At 37.2% G+C, this 19,660-nt stretch carries 7 protein-coding genes; 6 read left to right on the forward strand and 1 reads right to left on the reverse strand.

Features of this window, described 5'->3' with window-relative positions; all coding sequences use genetic code 11:
• Window positions 1–365: 365 nt before the first annotated feature.
• Complete coding sequence (gene clpB / locus C8N46_RS09195) at window positions 366–2,966, reverse strand: ATP-dependent chaperone ClpB (protein ID WP_108114959.1); 2,601 nt, start codon at window positions 2,964–2,966, stop codon at window positions 366–368.
• Between the two features lie 159 nt (window positions 2,967–3,125).
• Between clpB and ytxJ the strand changes: the two genes are divergently transcribed.
• From ytxJ to C8N46_RS09225, 6 genes are all read left to right on the forward strand, one after another.
• Window positions 3,126–3,521 carry a bacillithiol system redox-active protein YtxJ gene (gene ytxJ, locus C8N46_RS09200; RefSeq protein WP_108114608.1) on the forward strand — a complete coding sequence of 132 codons (396 nt, stop codon included), beginning with the start codon at window positions 3,126–3,128 and terminating at the stop codon, window positions 3,519–3,521.
• 118 nt (window positions 3,522–3,639) lie between these two features.
• Window positions 3,640–4,752 carry a helix-turn-helix domain-containing protein gene (locus C8N46_RS09205; RefSeq protein ID WP_146169781.1) on the forward strand — a complete coding sequence of 371 codons (1,113 nt, stop codon included), beginning with the start codon at window positions 3,640–3,642 and terminating at the stop codon, window positions 4,750–4,752.
• A 60-nt stretch (window positions 4,753–4,812) separates the two neighbouring features.
• Window positions 4,813–5,361 carry an NUDIX hydrolase gene (locus C8N46_RS09210; RefSeq protein WP_108114610.1) on the forward strand — a complete coding sequence of 183 codons (549 nt, stop codon included), beginning with the start codon at window positions 4,813–4,815 and terminating at the stop codon, window positions 5,359–5,361.
• Window positions 5,362–5,976: 615 nt separating this feature from the next.
• A complete protein-coding gene (locus C8N46_RS09215; RefSeq protein WP_245896785.1) occupies window positions 5,977–6,504 on the forward strand; it encodes a UpxY family transcription antiterminator in 528 nt (175 codons plus the stop codon).
• A 14-nt stretch (window positions 6,505–6,518) separates the two neighbouring features.
• Window positions 6,519–15,179, forward strand: coding sequence for a non-ribosomal peptide synthetase (locus C8N46_RS09220; RefSeq protein WP_108114611.1), 8,661 nt, complete (start codon window positions 6,519–6,521; stop codon window positions 15,177–15,179).
• Window positions 15,180–15,182: 3 nt separating this feature from the next.
• A complete protein-coding gene (locus C8N46_RS09225) occupies window positions 15,183–19,646 on the forward strand; it encodes a MupA/Atu3671 family FMN-dependent luciferase-like monooxygenase (protein WP_108114612.1) in 4,464 nt (1,487 codons plus the stop codon).
• The last annotated feature ends 14 nt before the right edge of the window (window positions 19,647–19,660 follow it).

Raw genomic sequence — 19,660 nt, forward strand, 5'->3', positions numbered from 1 at the left:
AAAATGAGTGTTCTTAATGCTGTAAGAAACAAATTATTACATATTGCTATGGCTGTAATTAGAAATCAAACTTTTTACCAAAATCGCTTGTTTTTATCATAGAAATCGAAATGACAAATAGTTGTTTATCAGAAAATTACGAATAATATGGCGATTTCTTACGCCGAATTTAAGTGTAATTAACAGTTGTTTTTGCTAGATAGAATTCTCAAAACTTTAACGTTTCCCAACAAAATAAAGCCTTTTGCCAAACGTTTTACTAAAGAATCTTGTAGTTCAGGAAAATATATTTGTTTCCTGTCTTTGTTAGTAAACAATAAGAGCAGCCCAAAAAGCTGCTCTTATTTATTAGTATCTATGGAAAATTAATTCTCTATCAAATCTGTTTGATTTCTGAAGACCAATTCGTCATTGAATTCATCCAGTAAAATGATGCTGTCTGCCGTAATTCGACCACTTAAAATTTCCTTTGAAAGTGCATTTAACACCTTGCGTTGAATGACACGTTTTACAGGTCGCGCACCAAATTGTGGGTCAAATCCTTGTTGAGCTAAGTAGGTAATTGCTTCTTCGGTAGCATCTAACGTGATTTGCTGTTTTGCTAACATTTTAACAGTTTTCTTTATCTGCAAACGCACAATTTCCTTGATGTCACTTTGCGTCAACGGTGTAAACATCACAATATCATCAATACGATTTAAAAACTCTGGTCGCACCGCTTTTTTCAACAAGCCTAACACTTCTACTTTGGCAGCTTCGGTAGCGCTGTGCATGTCTTGCATCGCCTTGAACTTTTCTTCAATGATATGACTTCCCATATTCGATGTCATGATGATGATGGCGTTTTTGAAATCCGCCACACGTCCTTTATTATCCGTCAAACGACCTTCATCCAACACTTGCAATAGAATGTTGAACGTATCAGGATGCGCTTTTTCAATTTCGTCTAATAAGACTACAGAATACGGTCTGCGTCGCACAGCTTCTGTCAATTGTCCGCCTTCGTCATAGCCAACATATCCTGGAGGCGCACCCACCAATCTACTGACCGAATGTGCTTCTTGGTATTCGCTCATATCAATACGCGTCATGGCGTTTTCATCATCAAACAAATAGGCTGCCAATGCTTTTGCCAATTCGGTTTTACCAACGCCTGTCATTCCCAAGAAAAGGAACGAACCTATTGGACGATTGGCATCTTGCAATCCTGCGCGACTTCTTCGAACAGCATCTGAAACTGCTGTGATGGCTTCTTCTTGTCCCACCACACGTTTGTGCAATTCGTTTTCTAGCTGTAACAGTTTTTCGCGTTCGCTTTGCAACATTTTCGTTACAGGAATTCCTGTCCATTTGGCAACGACTTCTGCAATGTCTTCGTTGGTGACTTCTTCTTTAATTAAAGCATTTTCTTCCTGTGTTGCCAATTCTTGTTGCAGCGTATCCAGTTTTGCTTGTGCTTCTTTGATTTTCCCGTAACGCAATTCGGCTACTTTTCCGTAGTTTCCTTCGCGTTCAGCTCTTTCCGCTTCCGCGCGATAGTTCTCAATAGCTTCTTTTGTTGCTTGAACTTGGTCTACGACATCTTTTTCAGATTGCCATTTGGCGAAAATCTCGTTACGCTCATCTTTTAAGTTTGCCAATTCAAGATTTAACGCTTTCAATTTGGCTTCGTCATTTTCACGCTTAATGGCTTCAATCTCAATTTCCAACTGCATGATGCGTCTATCTAACACATCCAATTCTTCTGGTTTTGAGTTGATTTCCATGCGTAATTTGGAAGCGGCTTCGTCAATCAAGTCAATTGCTTTGTCTGGCAAAAAACGATTGGTAATATAACGTTGCGAAAGTTCTACGGCCGCAATAATTGCTTCGTCTTTGATACGAACTTTATGGTGTGTTTCGTATTTTTCTTTGATACCTCGCAGAATCGAAATCGCACTTTCCGTATCCGGTTCGGTTACCGTAATTTTCTGAAAACGACGTTCTAAGGCTTTGTCTTGCTCAAAATATTTTTGGTATTCGTCCAACGTGGTCGCACCAATCGCTCTGAGTTCTCCTCGCGCCAATGCAGGTTTTAAAATGTTTGCGGCGTCCATAGCACCTTGTCCGCCACCAGCGCCGACCAGTGTGTGGATTTCATCAATAAAGAGCACAATGTCACCGTCTGATGAAGTTACTTCTTTGATAACCGCTTTTAAACGTTCTTCAAATTCACCTTTAAATTTTGCTCCAGCAATCAACGCGCCCATATCGAGCGAATAGATTTGCTTGTCTTTTAAGTTTTCCGGAACATCACCTTGAATGATTCTGTGTGCCAATCCTTCCGCAATAGCGGTTTTACCCACACCAGGTTCTCCTACTAAAATAGGGTTGTTCTTTGTTCTACGAGAAAGAATTTGCAACACACGACGGATTTCTTCGTCACGACCGATTACAGGATCGAGTTTTCCGTCGTTTGCCAATTGGTTCAAGTTTTTTGCGTATTTGTTGAGCGCATTATAAGTTTCTTCTGCGTTTGCAGAGGTAACACGCTCGCCTTTACTCAATTCTTGAATGGCAGTTTTTAACCCTTTTTCAGTAACTCCTTGATCTTTTAAGATTTGCGAAATTTTACTGTTCGATTTAAAAATAGCAAGGATTAAATGTGAAGTAGACACAAATTCGTCGTTCATTTCTTTCGCAACAATATTCGCATCGGTCAACGTTTTTCCTGCTGTTGTTGATAGCATAATATTTCCGCCGCTTACTTTTGGAAAACTATTCAGCGTGCTGTCTAAAATTTGATTCAGCAGAGATACGTTTACATTCAGTTTCTTTAATAAAAAAGGCAATACATTATCGTCAACATCAATAATTGCTTTAAACAAATGTTCGTTTTCAATTTGTTGATGTCCATAAGTTTGCGCCAGTTGCTGTGCTTGCTGCACAGCTTCTTGTGATTTTATAGTGTAATTGTTAAAATTCATAGCGTTTAGTTCTGTGTTTTTTTGGTAGTTTTGCAATAGTTATTCCAATTGAAAATACAAGACAAAATGGCGGTTAAACTACGTATTTATAAGACATTTTGACATTTTGCAAGTTTTTCATAATGCGAGCGACTCATATCTTTAAAAGTACAGATACTTATGGGAATATTCAATAAAATTTTTGGAAGTTCAGAAGCTTCCGAAACACCAGAGCCTTCAAAAGTTCCATGGATTCCACTGACAGAAATGGCACAATTGGATACGATTGAAGAAACATCAAAAACAACACCTGTGGCTATTTTTAAACACAGTACACGTTGCGGAATTAGTAAAATGGTTATCAATCAATTTGAGCGTTCATACGATTTGGAAGCAAACCAAATGCAGGTTTATTATTTAGATTTGTTGAATTACCGTCCGATTTCTCAAGAAATCGCCGCACGTTTTCAGGTATGGCATGAAAGTCCGCAATTAATCATTGTAAAAAATAGGGTTAGTGTTGTGCATGCCTCTCATAGTCAGATTAATACAATATCGCTAGCACAGTTTGTATAGTCTTTCTTTTCGGTAGTTTTTTTGAGAATTAAGAGTTTTTTAAGACAGATTTTACGGTCTATTTTGTACTTTGAAAACGCATCAATCAATTAACAAGTTGTTTCTAAAACTACTGCCGATGAATACTACCAACATAGATATATGGATATTGCTTTTTTTTGCATTTGCCATTCAAGCCTTTGTATTGGGAATTTTATTTTTCTTAAAACCCAAAGGAGATCGCGTCGCCAATAGCATATTTGGCGTTTTTTTATTGCTTTTTTCGTATAATCAATTGTTTAATTGCGCTTTTTGGACAGATTACCAAAGTTCGTTTTCTGAGCATTTGTCGTTTACCAACTTTATTCCTTGGGTTTCGTATGGGCCTTTGTTATATGTCTATTTAAAACGCGTGCTTCGCAGTTCTTTTTCATGGCGCGATTTGGGACATTTGCTTCCGCTGATTTGGATACTTTCTGTATTTGGGCGCTTTTACTTTTTATCGCATGATGTTAAATTGGAACTTGCGGCAACCAATGGCTATTCTGCGTATGTCAATTGGTGGCTGATTCCTCGATATAATATGGTAGATGTTGTAACATTACTCATGGTTTTTTATGCCGTAAAAATGTATCTTTTGTATCGAAAAGAAAAAAGTAAGGTGTCTGAAGCCAAACGTCTTTGGATTAAATCGTTGTGGTTGTGCTTTACAGGTTATGCGTTTGTGTTCTTTTTATATTTTATTTTGATTTATTTCCGACTGATTACACCTTATAAAGATTATTTAATTGGGTATGCCATGGTCTTTTTTATGGGAATTGTGTCGTATTTCAGTTTTATGCAGCCTAATATATTTTCGGGGACAGTCAAAATTCCATTTGTAAAGTACCAAAATAACGGTTTGTCTTCGTCAATGGCTATTGAAATGAAAGATAAGCTGACGGCTTTGATGGAATCTGAACAGTTGTATTTGGATAGTGCGCTTACGCTAGATGTATTATCAGAACGGTTGAATTTATCACGACATCACACTTCACAATTGATTAATGAGCATTTTCAGATGAATTTTTTTGAATTTGTGAATACCTATCGTATCAAAGAAGCTATCAAACTATTGCAAGACAAACAAAGTGATTTGAATATCAACGAAATTATTTATACCGTCGGATTTAACAATCGCACCTCTTTTTACAACGCCTTTCGTAAAAAAACAGGAATTTCACCAAAGTCATACCGAAGTCAGCAAGTTTGATTGTTTTTCATCATTTGAAAGCATATATTTAACTCATAAAGCCCTTAAACTTCTCAGAAAATGGAACTTATTGACATTCTAGACGAACACGGAAATCCAACTGGCGAAATACTTCCCAAACGCGAAGTGCATCGCTACGGACATTTTCATGCGTCAACGCATTTATGGTTGTACACCAAAACAGGGAAAATCGTATTGCAATTGCGTGCAGCGACAAAACCTAACTTTCCAAATCGTTGGGATGTGTCAGTGGCGGGACATATAAGTAGTGGCGAAACTGCCAAAGAAACTGCCATTAGAGAAGCCGAAGAAGAATTAGGAATCAAAGTTCAGTCAGCAAAACTACAACACATCGGACGCTTCCGAATTGATTATCAACATGCAGAAGACTATCGTGATCGAGAATTCATAACCATTTTCGCTTCTGAAATTCCAGATGCACCTTTGATTGTTACTCTCCAAGAAGAAGAAGTTGCCGATGTTACACTGATACCATTAGCACAAGTTGAAGCTGAACTAACCGATACCAAACTCGCTCAAAAATACGTGCCTTTTAACAAAGCGTATGCAAAAGAAGTCTTTGAAAAATTACATAGTTTATTTGATTAGTTTTTTTTGCACTTATTTTTCAATTTTTTGAATGTATTTGCTTGATTGAGTTGTATTTAAAAAAAAATAATAGTAAGAAAAATCATTAAGTACGACAGAGATATCATTCAAAAATAAATTCTGACAGATTTATATACTATTTCAAACGATAAAAATGCCAATTATTCCGATGAAAAAACCAAAACTAGAATCTTTAGTTTAATTTTGTAATATTTTTAGTATTAAAAACATTATTTTTTATTACAAAAACAGCAAAAAGCAGAAATGATTTTTCAATTAAATTTCCAAATTGTTTCACCTTTTTTAACAACTTTTAAACGTTTTACGTCAATTTAACGTCATTTTAACTATAAAGACATATAGTTTACGGTTTAACCATAATCATTTTGTGATTCTACCTTTTTTATGAATTTTGAGTTGTTTTGCGAGAAAAAATTCTGTTATAATTGTACACGAAAAAATGATACATCAATTCAACTATTTTGACGAATTGATCTAAAAGTAATTTTAGAAATTTCCCTCACTTTAAAATGTAATGAAAGAGTGCCTCATGTGACTGAGGGAAGCGAAGCTCTGTCAAAAAATCAAAAAGTAATCAGAAGAAAATTTAGCTTAATGATGAATCAAAAATATCATGGTTGGCATGTTTTATATGTCAAATCTCGTCATGAAAAGAAAGTTTTAGATGCATTAATAAAACTATCTCTTGAAACTTTTCTACCGTTGATAAAAACGAAGAAAAAGTGGAGTGACCGAACCAAGATTGTTGAACTACCTTTGATTCCTTCCTATATATTTGTAAACCTTACATCACCTCAAGACTTCCATAAAGCCTTATCTGCAGACGGCGCTTGTGCGTATATCAGATTTGGAAACTCATTTGCAAAAGTTTCTGAAAAAGAAATTGTAAAAATGAAACTCTTGGTAGGAGCTGAGGACGTTATGAATATAGAAGTCGGTTCACAACTCCCAAAAGTAGGAGAGTTTAGAAAAATAGAATTTGGCTCTTTAAGCGGTTTAGAGTGCGAAATTCTTAAAGTAGACAATGTTAATAAAATTGTAGTGCGTATTGAGCAACTACAGCAAAATATTACCGCAATTCTTCCTTCATATTACTTCGAAAGCGAAGCAGTAACACTATAACTTACATTACCTGCATGCCAACTATTGAACGTAAATTGGTTTCTGATTATTGGATTCAGAAACTGAAAAAACAAACCGTTTCTGCAAAAGAACAATTTCAACTAGAAACTACTGAAAAGTTGTTGATTCCGAATGAAAATATTTCTTATTTTCTGAAAATCACCAACGAAAAGCCTATTGTTGAATACACGATTTTGCTGTCTATCTATAGCGCAATGTTGCAACGCTATTTTGAGCCATCGCACTTTATTTTCTCAACAAAAGTGCAAGATGCGGAGACACCATTATTGTTGCATCATATTCTGATTGAAAAGAAAAATTTCAAGGAATATTTAAACGAAACTAAGCTGGAAATTCAAGAAGTATATAAGTATGCAAGTTTTGAAAAAGATGCTGTATTGCCTCAAAAATTCAAAAATTACAGCCCTTTTGGGTTTTCGTACAATACTTCGGTGGAACAAAATGAAATTCCATTCTTTTTAGAAATCAATAAAGAAGTAAAAGGAATAACACTAGCTATTCGCTTTGCAGAGAGCTTTAAAAAATCACACGTAGTGACGCACTTTTTAAAGAATTTTCAAACTTGTTTGGAGAATTTAGAAAGCAATCTGGAAAAAATAATTTGCGATATTTCTATTACGACACGCGAGGAAGAAGACATTATTTTAAAAGCATTTAACGACACAAATTACGACTTTCCTTTAGAAGAATCTATCATTGATTTGTTTGAAAAGCAAGTTGAAAAAACACCTAACAATACGGCATTAGTTTTTCAAGAAAAGTCATATACGTACAAAGAACTCAACGAAGAAGCGAATGCCTTAGCGCATTATTTGGTAGATGAGCGAAACATTCAAGTAAATGATTTTGTGGGTGTAAAATTAGAACGAACAGAATTATTGGTGATTTCGCTATTGGCGGTTTTAAAAACAGGTGCTGCGTATGTGCCAATCGACAAAAGTTATCCTGCAGAACGAATTCAATATATTGAAAATGACAGTCAGTGCAAATTGGTGATAGAAGAAGAATTGGATTTCTTCAACAACAACAAACAATACGCTACAGAAAATCTCGGAATTCAAAAAGATGCGCACGATTTAGCCTATATCATTTACACTTCGGGAACTACAGGAAAACCAAAAGGTGTGATGATTACGCATCAAAATGCTGTGGCAATGATTTATTGGGCGCATCACGAATTTGCCAATACAGGTCACGAAGTAACATTTGCGGTGACTTCGCATTGTTTTGATTTGTCGGTCTATGAAATATTCTATACGCTTTCTACAGGAAAAAGAATCAGATTATTGCAAAACTCACTCGACATCGGAACCTATATTTTAGAAGACAAAAATATCTTAATCAACACGGTTCCATCAAGCATGCGAAATCTGTTGGAAAAAGGATACAGTCTTGAAAATGTAGTTGCGGTTAACTTAGCAGGAGAGCCTTTTCCTGTGGATATTGCGATGAAATTATTGGCAGATTCCGATGCAGAAATTAGAAACTTATACGGTCCTTCTGAAGATACGACGTATAGTACGTATTACCAATTGGAAGAAGGCATCAGATACAATTCCATTCCTGTTGGAAAACCATTGTTGAATACCCAAGCGTTTATTTTGGATGAAAATTTAGCAGTAGTTCCTATCGGAGTTCCTGGTAAATTGTATTTATCTGGTTTGGGTGTGACGAAAGGCTATTTGAATCGCGAAGAATTAACAGCTGAAAAATACATTCCGAATCCGTACTTAGAAGGCGAACGCATGTACGATACGGGCGATTTAGCCTATTGGATGCCAGACGGAAACATTGGATTCTTAGGTAGAAAAGATCATCAAGTGAAATTGCGTGGTTATCGTATTGAACTTGGCGAAATTGAAAACGAAATGCTCGATTTTACTGATGCGATTCAACGTGTAGTAGTTGCTGTAAAATTGGTAAACAAACAACAAGTATTGGTAGGGTATTATGTAGGAGATAAAGGTGTTGACAAATCAGGTTTGCGAGCACATTTGCTAGCAAAATTGCCTTCGTACATGGTACCAACGTATTTTGTACACATTAAAGACATTCCATTAACGCCGAACGGAAAAATCAACAGAGATGCACTTCCTGAAATTTCTACAGACAACATCATCAAGGCGGAATATGTAGCGCCGAGAAACGATGTGGAAGAGCAATTAAAAGAAATTTGGGAAAAAATTATTGGCGTAGACACTATCGGAATCAAAGACAATTTCTTTGAACTTGGTGGACATAGTTTGATGATTTCGCAAGTCATCAACACGATGTATAAAGAAATGGGCAAAAGCGTAAGTTTTAAAACCTTTTCTGTAAATCCAACCATTGAAAACCTCAGTGCCGAATTAAACGAAAAGCAATACGAAGCCATTCCAGTAGCGGCAGAAGCGACTTCCTATCCGTTGACGCCAGCACAACATCGTTTGTGGTTATTAAGTCAATTAGAAGGCGGAACAAATGCCTATCAAATCACGGGAGCATATCATTTTAAAGGAAATTTAGACGACGAAATCTTTATCAATGCCTTTACAAATGTGGTGAAGCGACATGAAAGTTTGCGCACCTATTTCAAAGAAAACGAACACGGAATTCCACAACAATATATTGTGCCGTTTGAAGCTATTGATGTTTCTATCGCACAAATTGACTTTTCGCAAAAGGAACAACCTGAAACGTTTATTGATGCATATATTGACGATTTGTTGTCAGAAGGGTTCAATTTAGCGACAACACCACTTTTCAAAGCAGCACTCATCAAAAAAACGGCGACGGAAACCATATTTGTAGTTGCCATTCATCACATTATTGGCGATGGTTGGTCGCTTGAAATTTTCACCAATGAAATCATAGATAACTACCTGCAAGCAAGCAAAGGAATCACTAGTGACAAAGCATCATTAGACATTCAATTCAAAGATTATGCAGTTTGGTTACAACAATCGCAAACGGTTGAACGATTAGAAGCATCAAAAGCATTTTGGTTGCAACAATTTTCAGGAGAATTGCCAGTATTGCAACTACCACAAAGTCGCAAACGTCCTGTAATTAAAACCTATTCGGGAAGTCAAATTCGATATACCTATTCAAGAGAACACCTCACAAAACTGAAAAACTTCTCTAAAGAACATCAAGTAACGCTATTCATGACCATTATGGCGGCGGTAAAAGCGTTATTGCATAAATATTCCAATGCAGATGATATCATTCTCGGAACGCCAATTGCTGGAAGAGAGCATCCAGATTTAGAAAATCAAATTGGACTGTATCTCAATACATTAGCAATTCGCACACAAATTCAACATGACGAAACGCTTGCGAGCTTATTAGAAAAAGAAAAAGCACAATTACTCAATGCCTACACGCATCAAGAATATCCGTTTGACCAATTGGTAGAGCAATTAGGATTAAAGCGCGATACGTCTCGTTCACCATTATTTGATGTGATGGTTGCCTTGCAAAATCAACAGCAATTAGGCAACTTTAAAGAGCAATCTTTAGGTGAATTAACCGTAGATGCCTACGAAATTGAACGAACAGCAGCGCAGTTTGACATCACTTATACGTTTGTGGAAGTTGACGAAGAGTTGTTCTTAGAAGTACAATACAATACGGATGTATATGATACAACATTCATCAAAAGTAGTTGTGAGCATTTGGAATTGATTTTTGAGCAGTATTTGGAAGATGCTACACAAAAAATCAACAGTATTGATATCACTTCTCCAGAAGAAAAAGTACAATTACTAGAAGCATTTCAAGGAAAAGAAGTGCCTGTTGCAGAAAACGCGAATGTGTTATCCCTTTTTGCTGAACAAGTCGTGAAAAATGGGCAAAATACATCTATTACAGTTGAAGAAACCAACGTTTCATACCACGAACTCAATGCACAATCAGACAGACTTGCAGTACACATTCAAAACACTACTGCAATTGTAAAAGGAGCTATTATAGCAGTTCAATTAGATAGAGGAATCGATTACATCACGTCACTATTGGCAATCATGAAACTAGGAGCAACCTATTTGCCAATTGACACAAACTATCCTGAAAACAGAATCAGCTATATGATTCAGGATGCAGGCGCAGTATTAGTAATAGATACAAATTTCATCGAAAGTTATCACAATGCAAGCATTGATACAGGAGGCTTTACAGCTGCAACACTAGGCGGAAATGATATTGCCTATGTAATTTATACTTCTGGTTCTACAGGAAAGCCAAAAGGCGTACCGATTTCGCAACGAAGTCTGGTAAATCTTTGTCAGTGGCATCAAGCTGCGTATGGCGTTACCAGTGAAAGTCGCGCAACACTATTCTCAGGAATTGCCTTTGATGCTTCGGTATGGGAAATTTTCCCGTATCTCACCAAAGGAGCGACATTATTTCCAATTACGAGCAAAGAAGTTCGATTGGACATATTCAAGTTTAAAAATTTCTTGAATCATAATAAAATTACACATGCGTACGTACCGTCGAGAATCTGTCAAGAATTGGTAGCAAACGATGTTGACGATGTAAGTACAATACTATTAACAGGTGGAGAAGCATTGTCTTTCAACAAAACAACTTCACTTCACATCTACAACAATTACGGACCTACAGAAAATACAGTCGTTACCACATTCCACAAATACACGAACTCAGAAAAGGGAAATATCGCTATTGGAAAACCAGTAGACAACACGAAAGTATATGTCTTGTCTGATGAATTAACACTGCAACCAATTGGTGTTGTGGGCGAATTGTGTATTGCTGGAATTGGTTTGTCGGAAGGCTATCTACATCAAGAAGCGTTGACAAATACGGTTTTTGTTAAAAATCCATTCAATTCGGAAGAAAAACTATACAAAACGGGCGATTTGGTACGTTGGTTGCCAAACGGAACACTTGAATTTTCTGGACGAAAAGACACGCAAATCAAAATTAGAGGTCACCGCATTGAGTTGGGTGAAATAGAACAAGCGATTACCGATTTTGCAGAAATTAAAGAAGCGGTAGTTTTAGTGAAAATCGTTCAAAAAGAAAAAGTATTGGTGGCGTATTATATTGCTGAAAATGAAATAAATACCGCAACTTTTAAAGAGCGATTATTGGCGGAAATGCCATCGTATATGATTCCGCAATATTACATTCCAATTGACGCAATTCCGCTAACACCAAACGGAAAAGTTGCAGTAGCACAATTGCCTGAAATCTCGGAAACGCACAGTATTCAAGCAACATACATTGCGCCAAGAACGGAAACAGAAGAAATGTTAGTCACTATTTGGAAAGACTTCTTCAACAAAGAGAAAATAAGTGTGTTGGATGACTTTTTCGAGTTGGGCGGACACAGTTTAATTCTCACAAAACTCATCAACGCGTATCACAAAGTATTCAATGTGCGCTTGTCTTTAGAAGATGTGTATGTAAAAACTTCATTGGAATCGCACGCTATATTGTTAGATTCGGGAACGAAAGTTCAATACGAAGAAATTGAAAAAATAGCCGAACAAGAAGTATATGAACTCTCGCCAACACAAGTACGTTTTTGGTTGATTCATAAAATTCAAGGTGCATCAAAAGAATTCAATATCTCAAACATTTTCGATTTAGAAAAAGAAACTGATATTGACGTATTAGAAGCCGCATTTAACGAAATCTTACAACGTCACGAAATACTACGAACAGTATTTGTAGATGCAATAGAAGCACCAAAACAGCGCATAGAAGCGTTTCAACCTACAACAATCAAAAGATACGATACTGTTGAAACCATTACAAACGAAGTCATTCAACATGAATTTGACTTGGAAAGCTATCCGCTATTCAAAATCGGAACGCTTACCAATGGTGAAGAAACAAAACTATATTTCAACATTCATCACAGTATTTGCGATGGTTGGTCCATGCAAATCATCATCAAAGAATTGCTGACAATCTATCAAGCGAAACTTGAAAAAGCAACAGCAGCGTTACCTGCGCTAACCATCGATTACAAAGATTACGCAGCTTGGCAAAACAAAGCCTTGCAAACAGAAACACTTGCAGCACAAGGCAACTACTGGAAACAACAGCTTTCAGGAAACATTCCGTATTTAGAATTGCCTAGAGATTACAATACAGCGATAAAATCAAATCAAACGATTTCAGGCTATCATACCATCTTTATTTCCAACGAAATCAAAGAAAAAATCACAGCTTTTACGGCGAAACATTCGGTAAGTCCGTTTGCGTTTTATTTGACCGCGATAAAAGTCTTATTGCAACGACTAACAGCAGAAAACGACATTACCGTCGGAATTCCAGCGGCAAATAGAAATCACGAACAACTCAAAAATATAGTCGGTTGTTTCTTAAATACGTTGATGATTCGTGATGAAATGGACGCTTCCGCAGATTTTACAACGATTCTGCAAAAGGTAAACACAACACTCATTGCTGCATTGGCAAATCAAAACTATCCGTTTGAGCAATTGCTAGACGATTTAGATATTACGGCTGAAGACAAACGTTTCCCGATAAGTCCTGTGTTCTTGAATATGCTTGATTTTGAAGCAGAAACTACGGCTAAAATTCAAGATTTTACAGCGCAAACAGGAACAATTGAAGCATCGCCAAAATTCGATTTGGAATGGTATATTCAAAGCTTTGAAAACGGATACATGCTCAAAAGTGTGTTCAATAGCGAACTTTTCTCAAAAGAAACCATTACCTATTGGACGAACGAATTGCTACAGCTCATTCAGCAAGTAGTTGAAAATACGGCGATACACATTTCAGAAATTGACATTTTCAACACAAACATCGAAATCGCGACAGATGCAATGCCAACCAATGCTTTTGAAGTATTTGAAGCATCAGAAATTGAACAAAATGTCACTGCACGATTTGAAAAGCAAGTTTCAAAATATCCAAACGCGATTGCAGTTCATGCTAAAAACAAAGCAGTAAGTTATGCCGAATTAAACGCGCATGCAAATCACGTAGCACATCAAATTCTAGCAGAAGCTACCGCAGCAACGCAGCGAATTGCGTTATTATTAGATCATGATGAAACCTGTGTCATCGGAATGTTAGGAACACTAAAAGCAGGCTATTCCTATGTGCCGATTGACGTAAACAATCCGAATAGCAGAATCACCTTTATTCTGGAAGATGCGAGTGCGAATATTTTAGTGTGCAACCAACGTACATTACAAAAAGCACAAGAAGTACAAGCAGACTATCCAGCGGTAAAACTCATCTGTTTGCCAGAAGAAGTTACGGAAATTGAAAATCCTAACAAAACAATTGCGCCAAGCACAGAAGCGTATGTATTATACACGTCAGGTTCTACAGGAAAGCCAAAAGGTGTGGTGCAAACGCAGCGAAATATGTTGCATTACATTCGCGTATATACGAACAATGTGCACATTTCCAACCAAGACAATCTCAGCGTATTCTCAACCTATACGTTTGACGCGTCAATCAAAGATATCTATGGAGCTATCTTAAACGGCGCAACGGTAAGTTTCTACAATATTGCGGCAGAAGGTGTTGCGAATATTCAAAACTGGCTTGCTACACAAAAAATCAGCATCATTCACATGGTGCCAACCTTGTATCGTTACTTCATCAAAGAATTGGAGCCATCAAGCATCTTACACACGGTTCGTTTGTTGGATTCTGGTGGAGAAGCGAGTTACAAATCGGATTTGGAATTGTTCAAAAAACATTTCCCGAAAGGCGCCTTTTTAGTAAACGATTACGGACCGACAGAAGCAACGATTATCTCGCAAAAATTCTTGTCACACGACTCAGCATGGCACCGAACGAATTTATCTTTAGGAAAACCTGTTGTAGACACGGAAGTATATATTTGGGATGAAAACAATACGGAAGTTGGCATGTATCAGGAAGGCGAAATCGTATTCAAAAGCGACTATATTTCGCTTGGTTACTTGAATCGTCCAGAATTAACAGAAAAAGCATTCTTAACCGATGAAAAAGGACATCGTTATTACAAATCAGGAGACATCGGACGTCGATTGTCCAACGGAGAAATTGAATTTTTACATCGAAAAGATTCACAAGTCAAGCTAAATGGTGTCCGAATAGAATTGCCAGAAATCGAATATCAACTAGAACAATTGCCAAGTATCAAAAAAGCAATCGTTTTGGTAACTGAAGTAGAAGAAATAAAATTCTTAACAGCATATCTTGAAAAAACAGAAAACATAGAAGCCGACGCGTTAAAGCAACAACTCAGAAACCAACTGCCAAAGTACATGATTCCTTCTATCTACATGTTTATTGAAGCATTTCCGCTGACGCGAACAGGTAAAATAGATAGAAAAGCCTTGCCACAACCAACAATGGCAGACCTCAAAAAAACACCGTACAAAGCGCCACAAAGCGATATGGAATTCCGTATGGTAGAACTTTGGGCAGATATCTTAAAAATTGCTGCCAGCACAATAGGTGTTAATGATAACTTCTTTGAACTTGGCGGACACAGTTTGAGCATGAACAAAATGCTCAACCAATTAAAAACAACATACAAAGTAAACTTCAATTACGAAGAATTTTACGCACAACCAACCATCGCCTATTTGGTAGTACACATTGAAAACGTATTGGCAACACAAATGGATACTACACAAACAGTAAACAAAAAAATCATCATATAATTTATGAAAACACCCGAACTCATAAAACACTGTAGAGATAACGGAATTCACATTGAATTGCAAGGAGAAAACTTGGAACTCAATTTCCTTACGGAAGAAGTGGATAACGCTTTGATCGGACTGATTAAAGAGCACAAAAGCGACATCATTTCCTATTTGACGTCGTTACAGCAAGATGCTGCTGCCATCACGATTCCACAAGCGGAAAACAAAGAATTCTATCCGATTACCTCTACACAATTCAGATTCTGGATTTTATGCCAAATTGAAGACATCAACAAAGCCTACAATTTGCCAGTGGTCATAAAAATTAACGGTGATTTACAAGTAGAAAATCTGCAAAAAGCAGTCAATACTATCGTGTCGCGTCATGAAGTATTGCGAACCAAATTTGTAGAAACAAGCAATGGTAAAATTGCGCAAACCATTCAAAATATCAGTGAGTTTGAAACGATTTTTAACTATGAAGAAGCAACACCTGAAACCTATAAATCTATTGTAAACTCGTATGTTTCGGATGCGTTTGATATTAAAAATGGACCATTATTTAGAGTTGGTGTTGTAAAAAGTCAAGCACAAGAATATTTCTTTTACTTAAACGTACATCACATCATTTCAGATGCGCGTTCGCAAGAAATTTTGATTAAAGACTTCATCACAGCGTATAACAATACGACGGCTAATGCTGAAATAGCACTTCCAGAATTGCCAATTCAATACAAAGATTATGCAGATTGGTACACCAACAATCTCGAGCTTACCAAAGAAGAAGCCTATTGGTTGGATAAATTTTCTGGTGAACTTCCTGTGTTAAATTTGCCAAGCACATTTAAGCGTCCTCCATTAAAAACCTATAACGGAGCGCAGCACGAATTGATATTGAGCGACAGCACATTCCAAAACGTAAAAAAATACGCCAAAGCGCATGCGTGTACGCCATTTATGATATTACTATCTGCGTTAAATGGTGTCTTATCACGATACACTCACCAAACGGATATCATCTTAGGAACGCCTGTTTCTGGGAGAATGCATCCGGAATTGGAACATCAAGTTGGATTGTACATCAATACCTTGCCAATACGAACGACGTTTGAAAAAAATACAACGTTCAATGAATTGGTGGCGATTGAAAAACAATGCTTGCAAGAAGCCTACTTAAACGCAAACTATTCGTTTGGCGATTTGGTCAACAAACTCAACATTCAGCGCGATATCAGTCGTTCACCGATATTTGACATTCTAGTCACGCATCAACGACACGATGAGGTGGGTGAACTCAACGCTGGTTTTGGAGATTTGCAATATACCATTCAAAAAGATGCAGAAGCGAGTGTGAGTAAATTTGACATGACGTTCAAATTTGTAGAAGGCGAAACGTCTATCAAACTGGTTATTGAATACAATACCGATTTATACGGCGCATCGTATATTGAAAATTTGGCAGAAAACACGTGGAGTTTCTTAGCAAACGGATTGGAAAATGGCAACGAAAAACTATCACAATTACCATATATTTCTGAAAATCAGCAACAAGAACTGCTTTCGACATTCAACAATACAAAAGTTGAGTACAACCAAGACGAATTGGTGACGGATTTAATCGCGCAGCAAGCCATTGCAAATCCTGACGCGACGGCTGTTGTATGTCAGGGCGTTGCTATCAGCTACAAAGAACTTCAAAAACAATCAGACATTTTTGCAAGTTACTTATTGAACAAAGGCATTCAGCCAAATTCATACATAGGAATTTGCATGGGAAGATCAATAGAAATGATGATTGCGATTTTGGGTGTGCTAAAAGCGGGAAGCGCGTATGTTTCGTTAGATCCTTTCTATCCAATAGAGCGTATCGATTACAGCTTGCAAAACAGCGGTTCGCAATTTGTTATTGTGGATGATGCTACCAACAATATCATCGGCGATAGTGCAGAAGCTATCAACATTACTGATACTACTTGGAAAGAAACCACTATGCAAACCTTGCCAAAAGTACTTCCTTCACAAACGGCGTATGTCATATACACTTCAGGATCTACAGGAAAGCCAAAAGGTGTGCAAGTAGCGCACAAAAATCTATTGAGTTTTGTGGTAGGAATGAATGAAAAACTTGGAAAAGAAGCCACAACATGGTTGGCAAGTACAAGTATCAGTTTTGATATTTCTATTTTAGAATTGTTATGGACGCTGACCAACGGAAACAAAGTTGTCATTCACTTAGAACGTCCTGTGGAAATCAAAACGAAGCCTGAAATGGACTTTAGTTTCTTTTACTTTCCAACATCAGACAGTCAAAGTACCAACAAATACAATCTTTTACTAAAAGGTGCCACCTACGCAGATGAACACGGTTTTAAAGCAATTTGGGTTCCAGAGAGACACTTTCACGAGTTTGGCGATCAATTTCCAAATCCGTCAGTAGCAGCGGCGGCAGTGTCAACCATTACAAAAAACATTCGTTTACGTTCTGGAAGTGTGGTATTGCCATTGCACGACGAAATTAGAGTGGCAGAAGAATGGTCAATGGTTGATAACTTGTCAAACGGTAGAGTAGAACTGTCTATAGCATCGGGTTGGCAACCAAACGATTTCGTGTTGCAACCTAACAACTTCAAGGACAGACATCAAATCATGTTTGATAAAATTGACGCGTTGCAAGGTTTATGGAAAGGTGAAACACGCACACGAACTAATGGTGTTGGGAAAGAATTCGAATTCAAAATTCACCCGAAACCAATTCAGCCAACCTTACCTTTGTGGATTACGGCTGCAAAAAGCATTCACACCTTCAAATACGCAGGTTCAATTGGCGCAAACGTTTTAACGCACTTATTGGGACAATCCATTGAAGATTTAGAAGACAAAATAAAAGCTTACCGCGAATCCTTACAAGAACACGGATTTGATCCAGCAAAAGGAAAAGTGGCGATTATGTTGCATACCTTCATTCACGAAGATGAAAACTACGTGTACAACACCGTTGAAAAACCATTCAAAGAATACCTGAAAACCTCGTTAGGCTTGTTGGTTCCTGTAGCGGAAAACAACAATATGGACATTGAAGACGACATGGATCAGGTGTTGGAAATGGGCTTCAAGCGTTATTACAATACGTCAAGTCTTTTTGGTACACCAGAAAAATGTTTGGATATGGTGAACAAACTGTATCAAGCAGGCATCAATGAAATCGCGTGTTTGCTAGACTTCGGTATTGAGGAAGACGTTGTGTTAGACAATCTGTCAAACTTAAAGAAAGTAAAAGACATTGTAAAACGTAGCAGAACGCAGCAAGAATACATTGTAAGCAAGTTGCAACAATTGACTCAAGAAGAAACTACCTTACAACTATTAAAAGCGCACAACATCAAAGCAATGCAGGCAACGCCATCTTTCTATGAAGATTTCTTGCTAACGGACAATGTTGATGCGGCTTTACAAAATATAAACTCTTTATTGGTTGGCGGAGAAGAATTGAAAAGCTCACTCGCTAAAAAACTAATCGATATTGTGGGAACGGAGCGAATCTACAACATGTATGGTCCGACAGAAACCACGATTTGGTCAGCGGTAAAACAAGTTGATTCGGCAGAAAATGTCACCATCGGAACACCTATTGCAAATACACACATCTACATTTTAGATGAAAACCAACAAATATGTCCAAAAGAAGTGGTGGGCGAATTGTGCATTGGCGGAGAAGGTGTATCGCAAGGATATTTGGGCGATAAAGCCAAAACAGACGAAAACTTTATCAAAAATCCAATCACAGGTGAAGGCATTATCTACAAAACGGGCGATTTAGCACGTTGGTTGCCAAATGGTGAATTGGAATATTTGGGCAGACGTGATAGTCAGGTAAAAATTAGTGGTTATCGTATTGAATTAAAAGAAATTCAGGCCGTAGCGGCTTCCATTTCAGGAATTGTGCAATGTGTGGTAAAAGCCATTCGAGATGTTTCTGGCGATACCTTAGCGTTATATATCAAAGCGGACAAAGCACTTGAAACTGAATACATCAAAGATTACTTGCGCGTACAATTACCAACCTATATGATTCCGCAGCATATCATTTTTGTGGATGAATTCAAATATACGCCAAACGGAAAAATAGATCCGAAGCAATTACCAACACCAACCACAGATTCGGTTCAAACTAAAAATTACGTAGCACCGAGAAACAATTTCGAATCACAAATCGCAGAAATTTGGGAGCGTTTCTTGAATATTGAAAAAATAAGTATTGACGATAACTTCTTCGAAATAGGAGGAAACTCCATGAAAGCTTTTGAACTGCAAAACATTATGAATTCTACCTTAGGATTGGAATTGCAAATCATTTCGTTTTTTCAATTTCCAACCATTCGTGTCTTAGCAGAAAGCTTGCAACAACACAACAAAACACCTGAATTGATTGAAGAAGAAATGGAAGACGTAGACGATGTAATTGATTTTATGGAAAGTCTTTAAACCCAACAATAACA

Origin of the sequence: Kordia periserrulae, assembly GCF_003054265.1 — a bacterium.
Taxonomy (GTDB): Bacteria; Bacteroidota; Bacteroidia; order Flavobacteriales; family Flavobacteriaceae; genus Kordia; species Kordia periserrulae.

Bases quoted from the DNA above. Each gene is read 5' to 3' on its own strand.
- C8N46_RS09205 (WP_146169781.1), top strand. From the start codon at position 3,640: ATGAATACTACCAACATAGATATATGGATATTGCTTTTTTTTGCATTT.
- C8N46_RS09215 (WP_245896785.1), top strand. From the start codon at position 5,977: ATGATGAATCAAAAATATCATGGTTGGCATGTTTTATATGTCAAATCT.
- C8N46_RS09225 (WP_108114612.1), top strand. From the start codon at position 15,183: ATGAAAACACCCGAACTCATAAAACACTGTAGAGATAACGGAATTCAC.
- C8N46_RS09210 (WP_108114610.1), top strand. From the start codon at position 4,813: ATGGAACTTATTGACATTCTAGACGAACACGGAAATCCAACTGGCGAA.
- clpB (WP_108114959.1), bottom strand. From the start codon at position 2,966: ATGAATTTTAACAATTACACTATAAAATCACAAGAAGCTGTGCAGCAA.
- C8N46_RS09220 (WP_108114611.1), top strand. From the start codon at position 6,519: ATGCCAACTATTGAACGTAAATTGGTTTCTGATTATTGGATTCAGAAA.
- ytxJ (WP_108114608.1), top strand. From the start codon at position 3,126: ATGGGAATATTCAATAAAATTTTTGGAAGTTCAGAAGCTTCCGAAACA.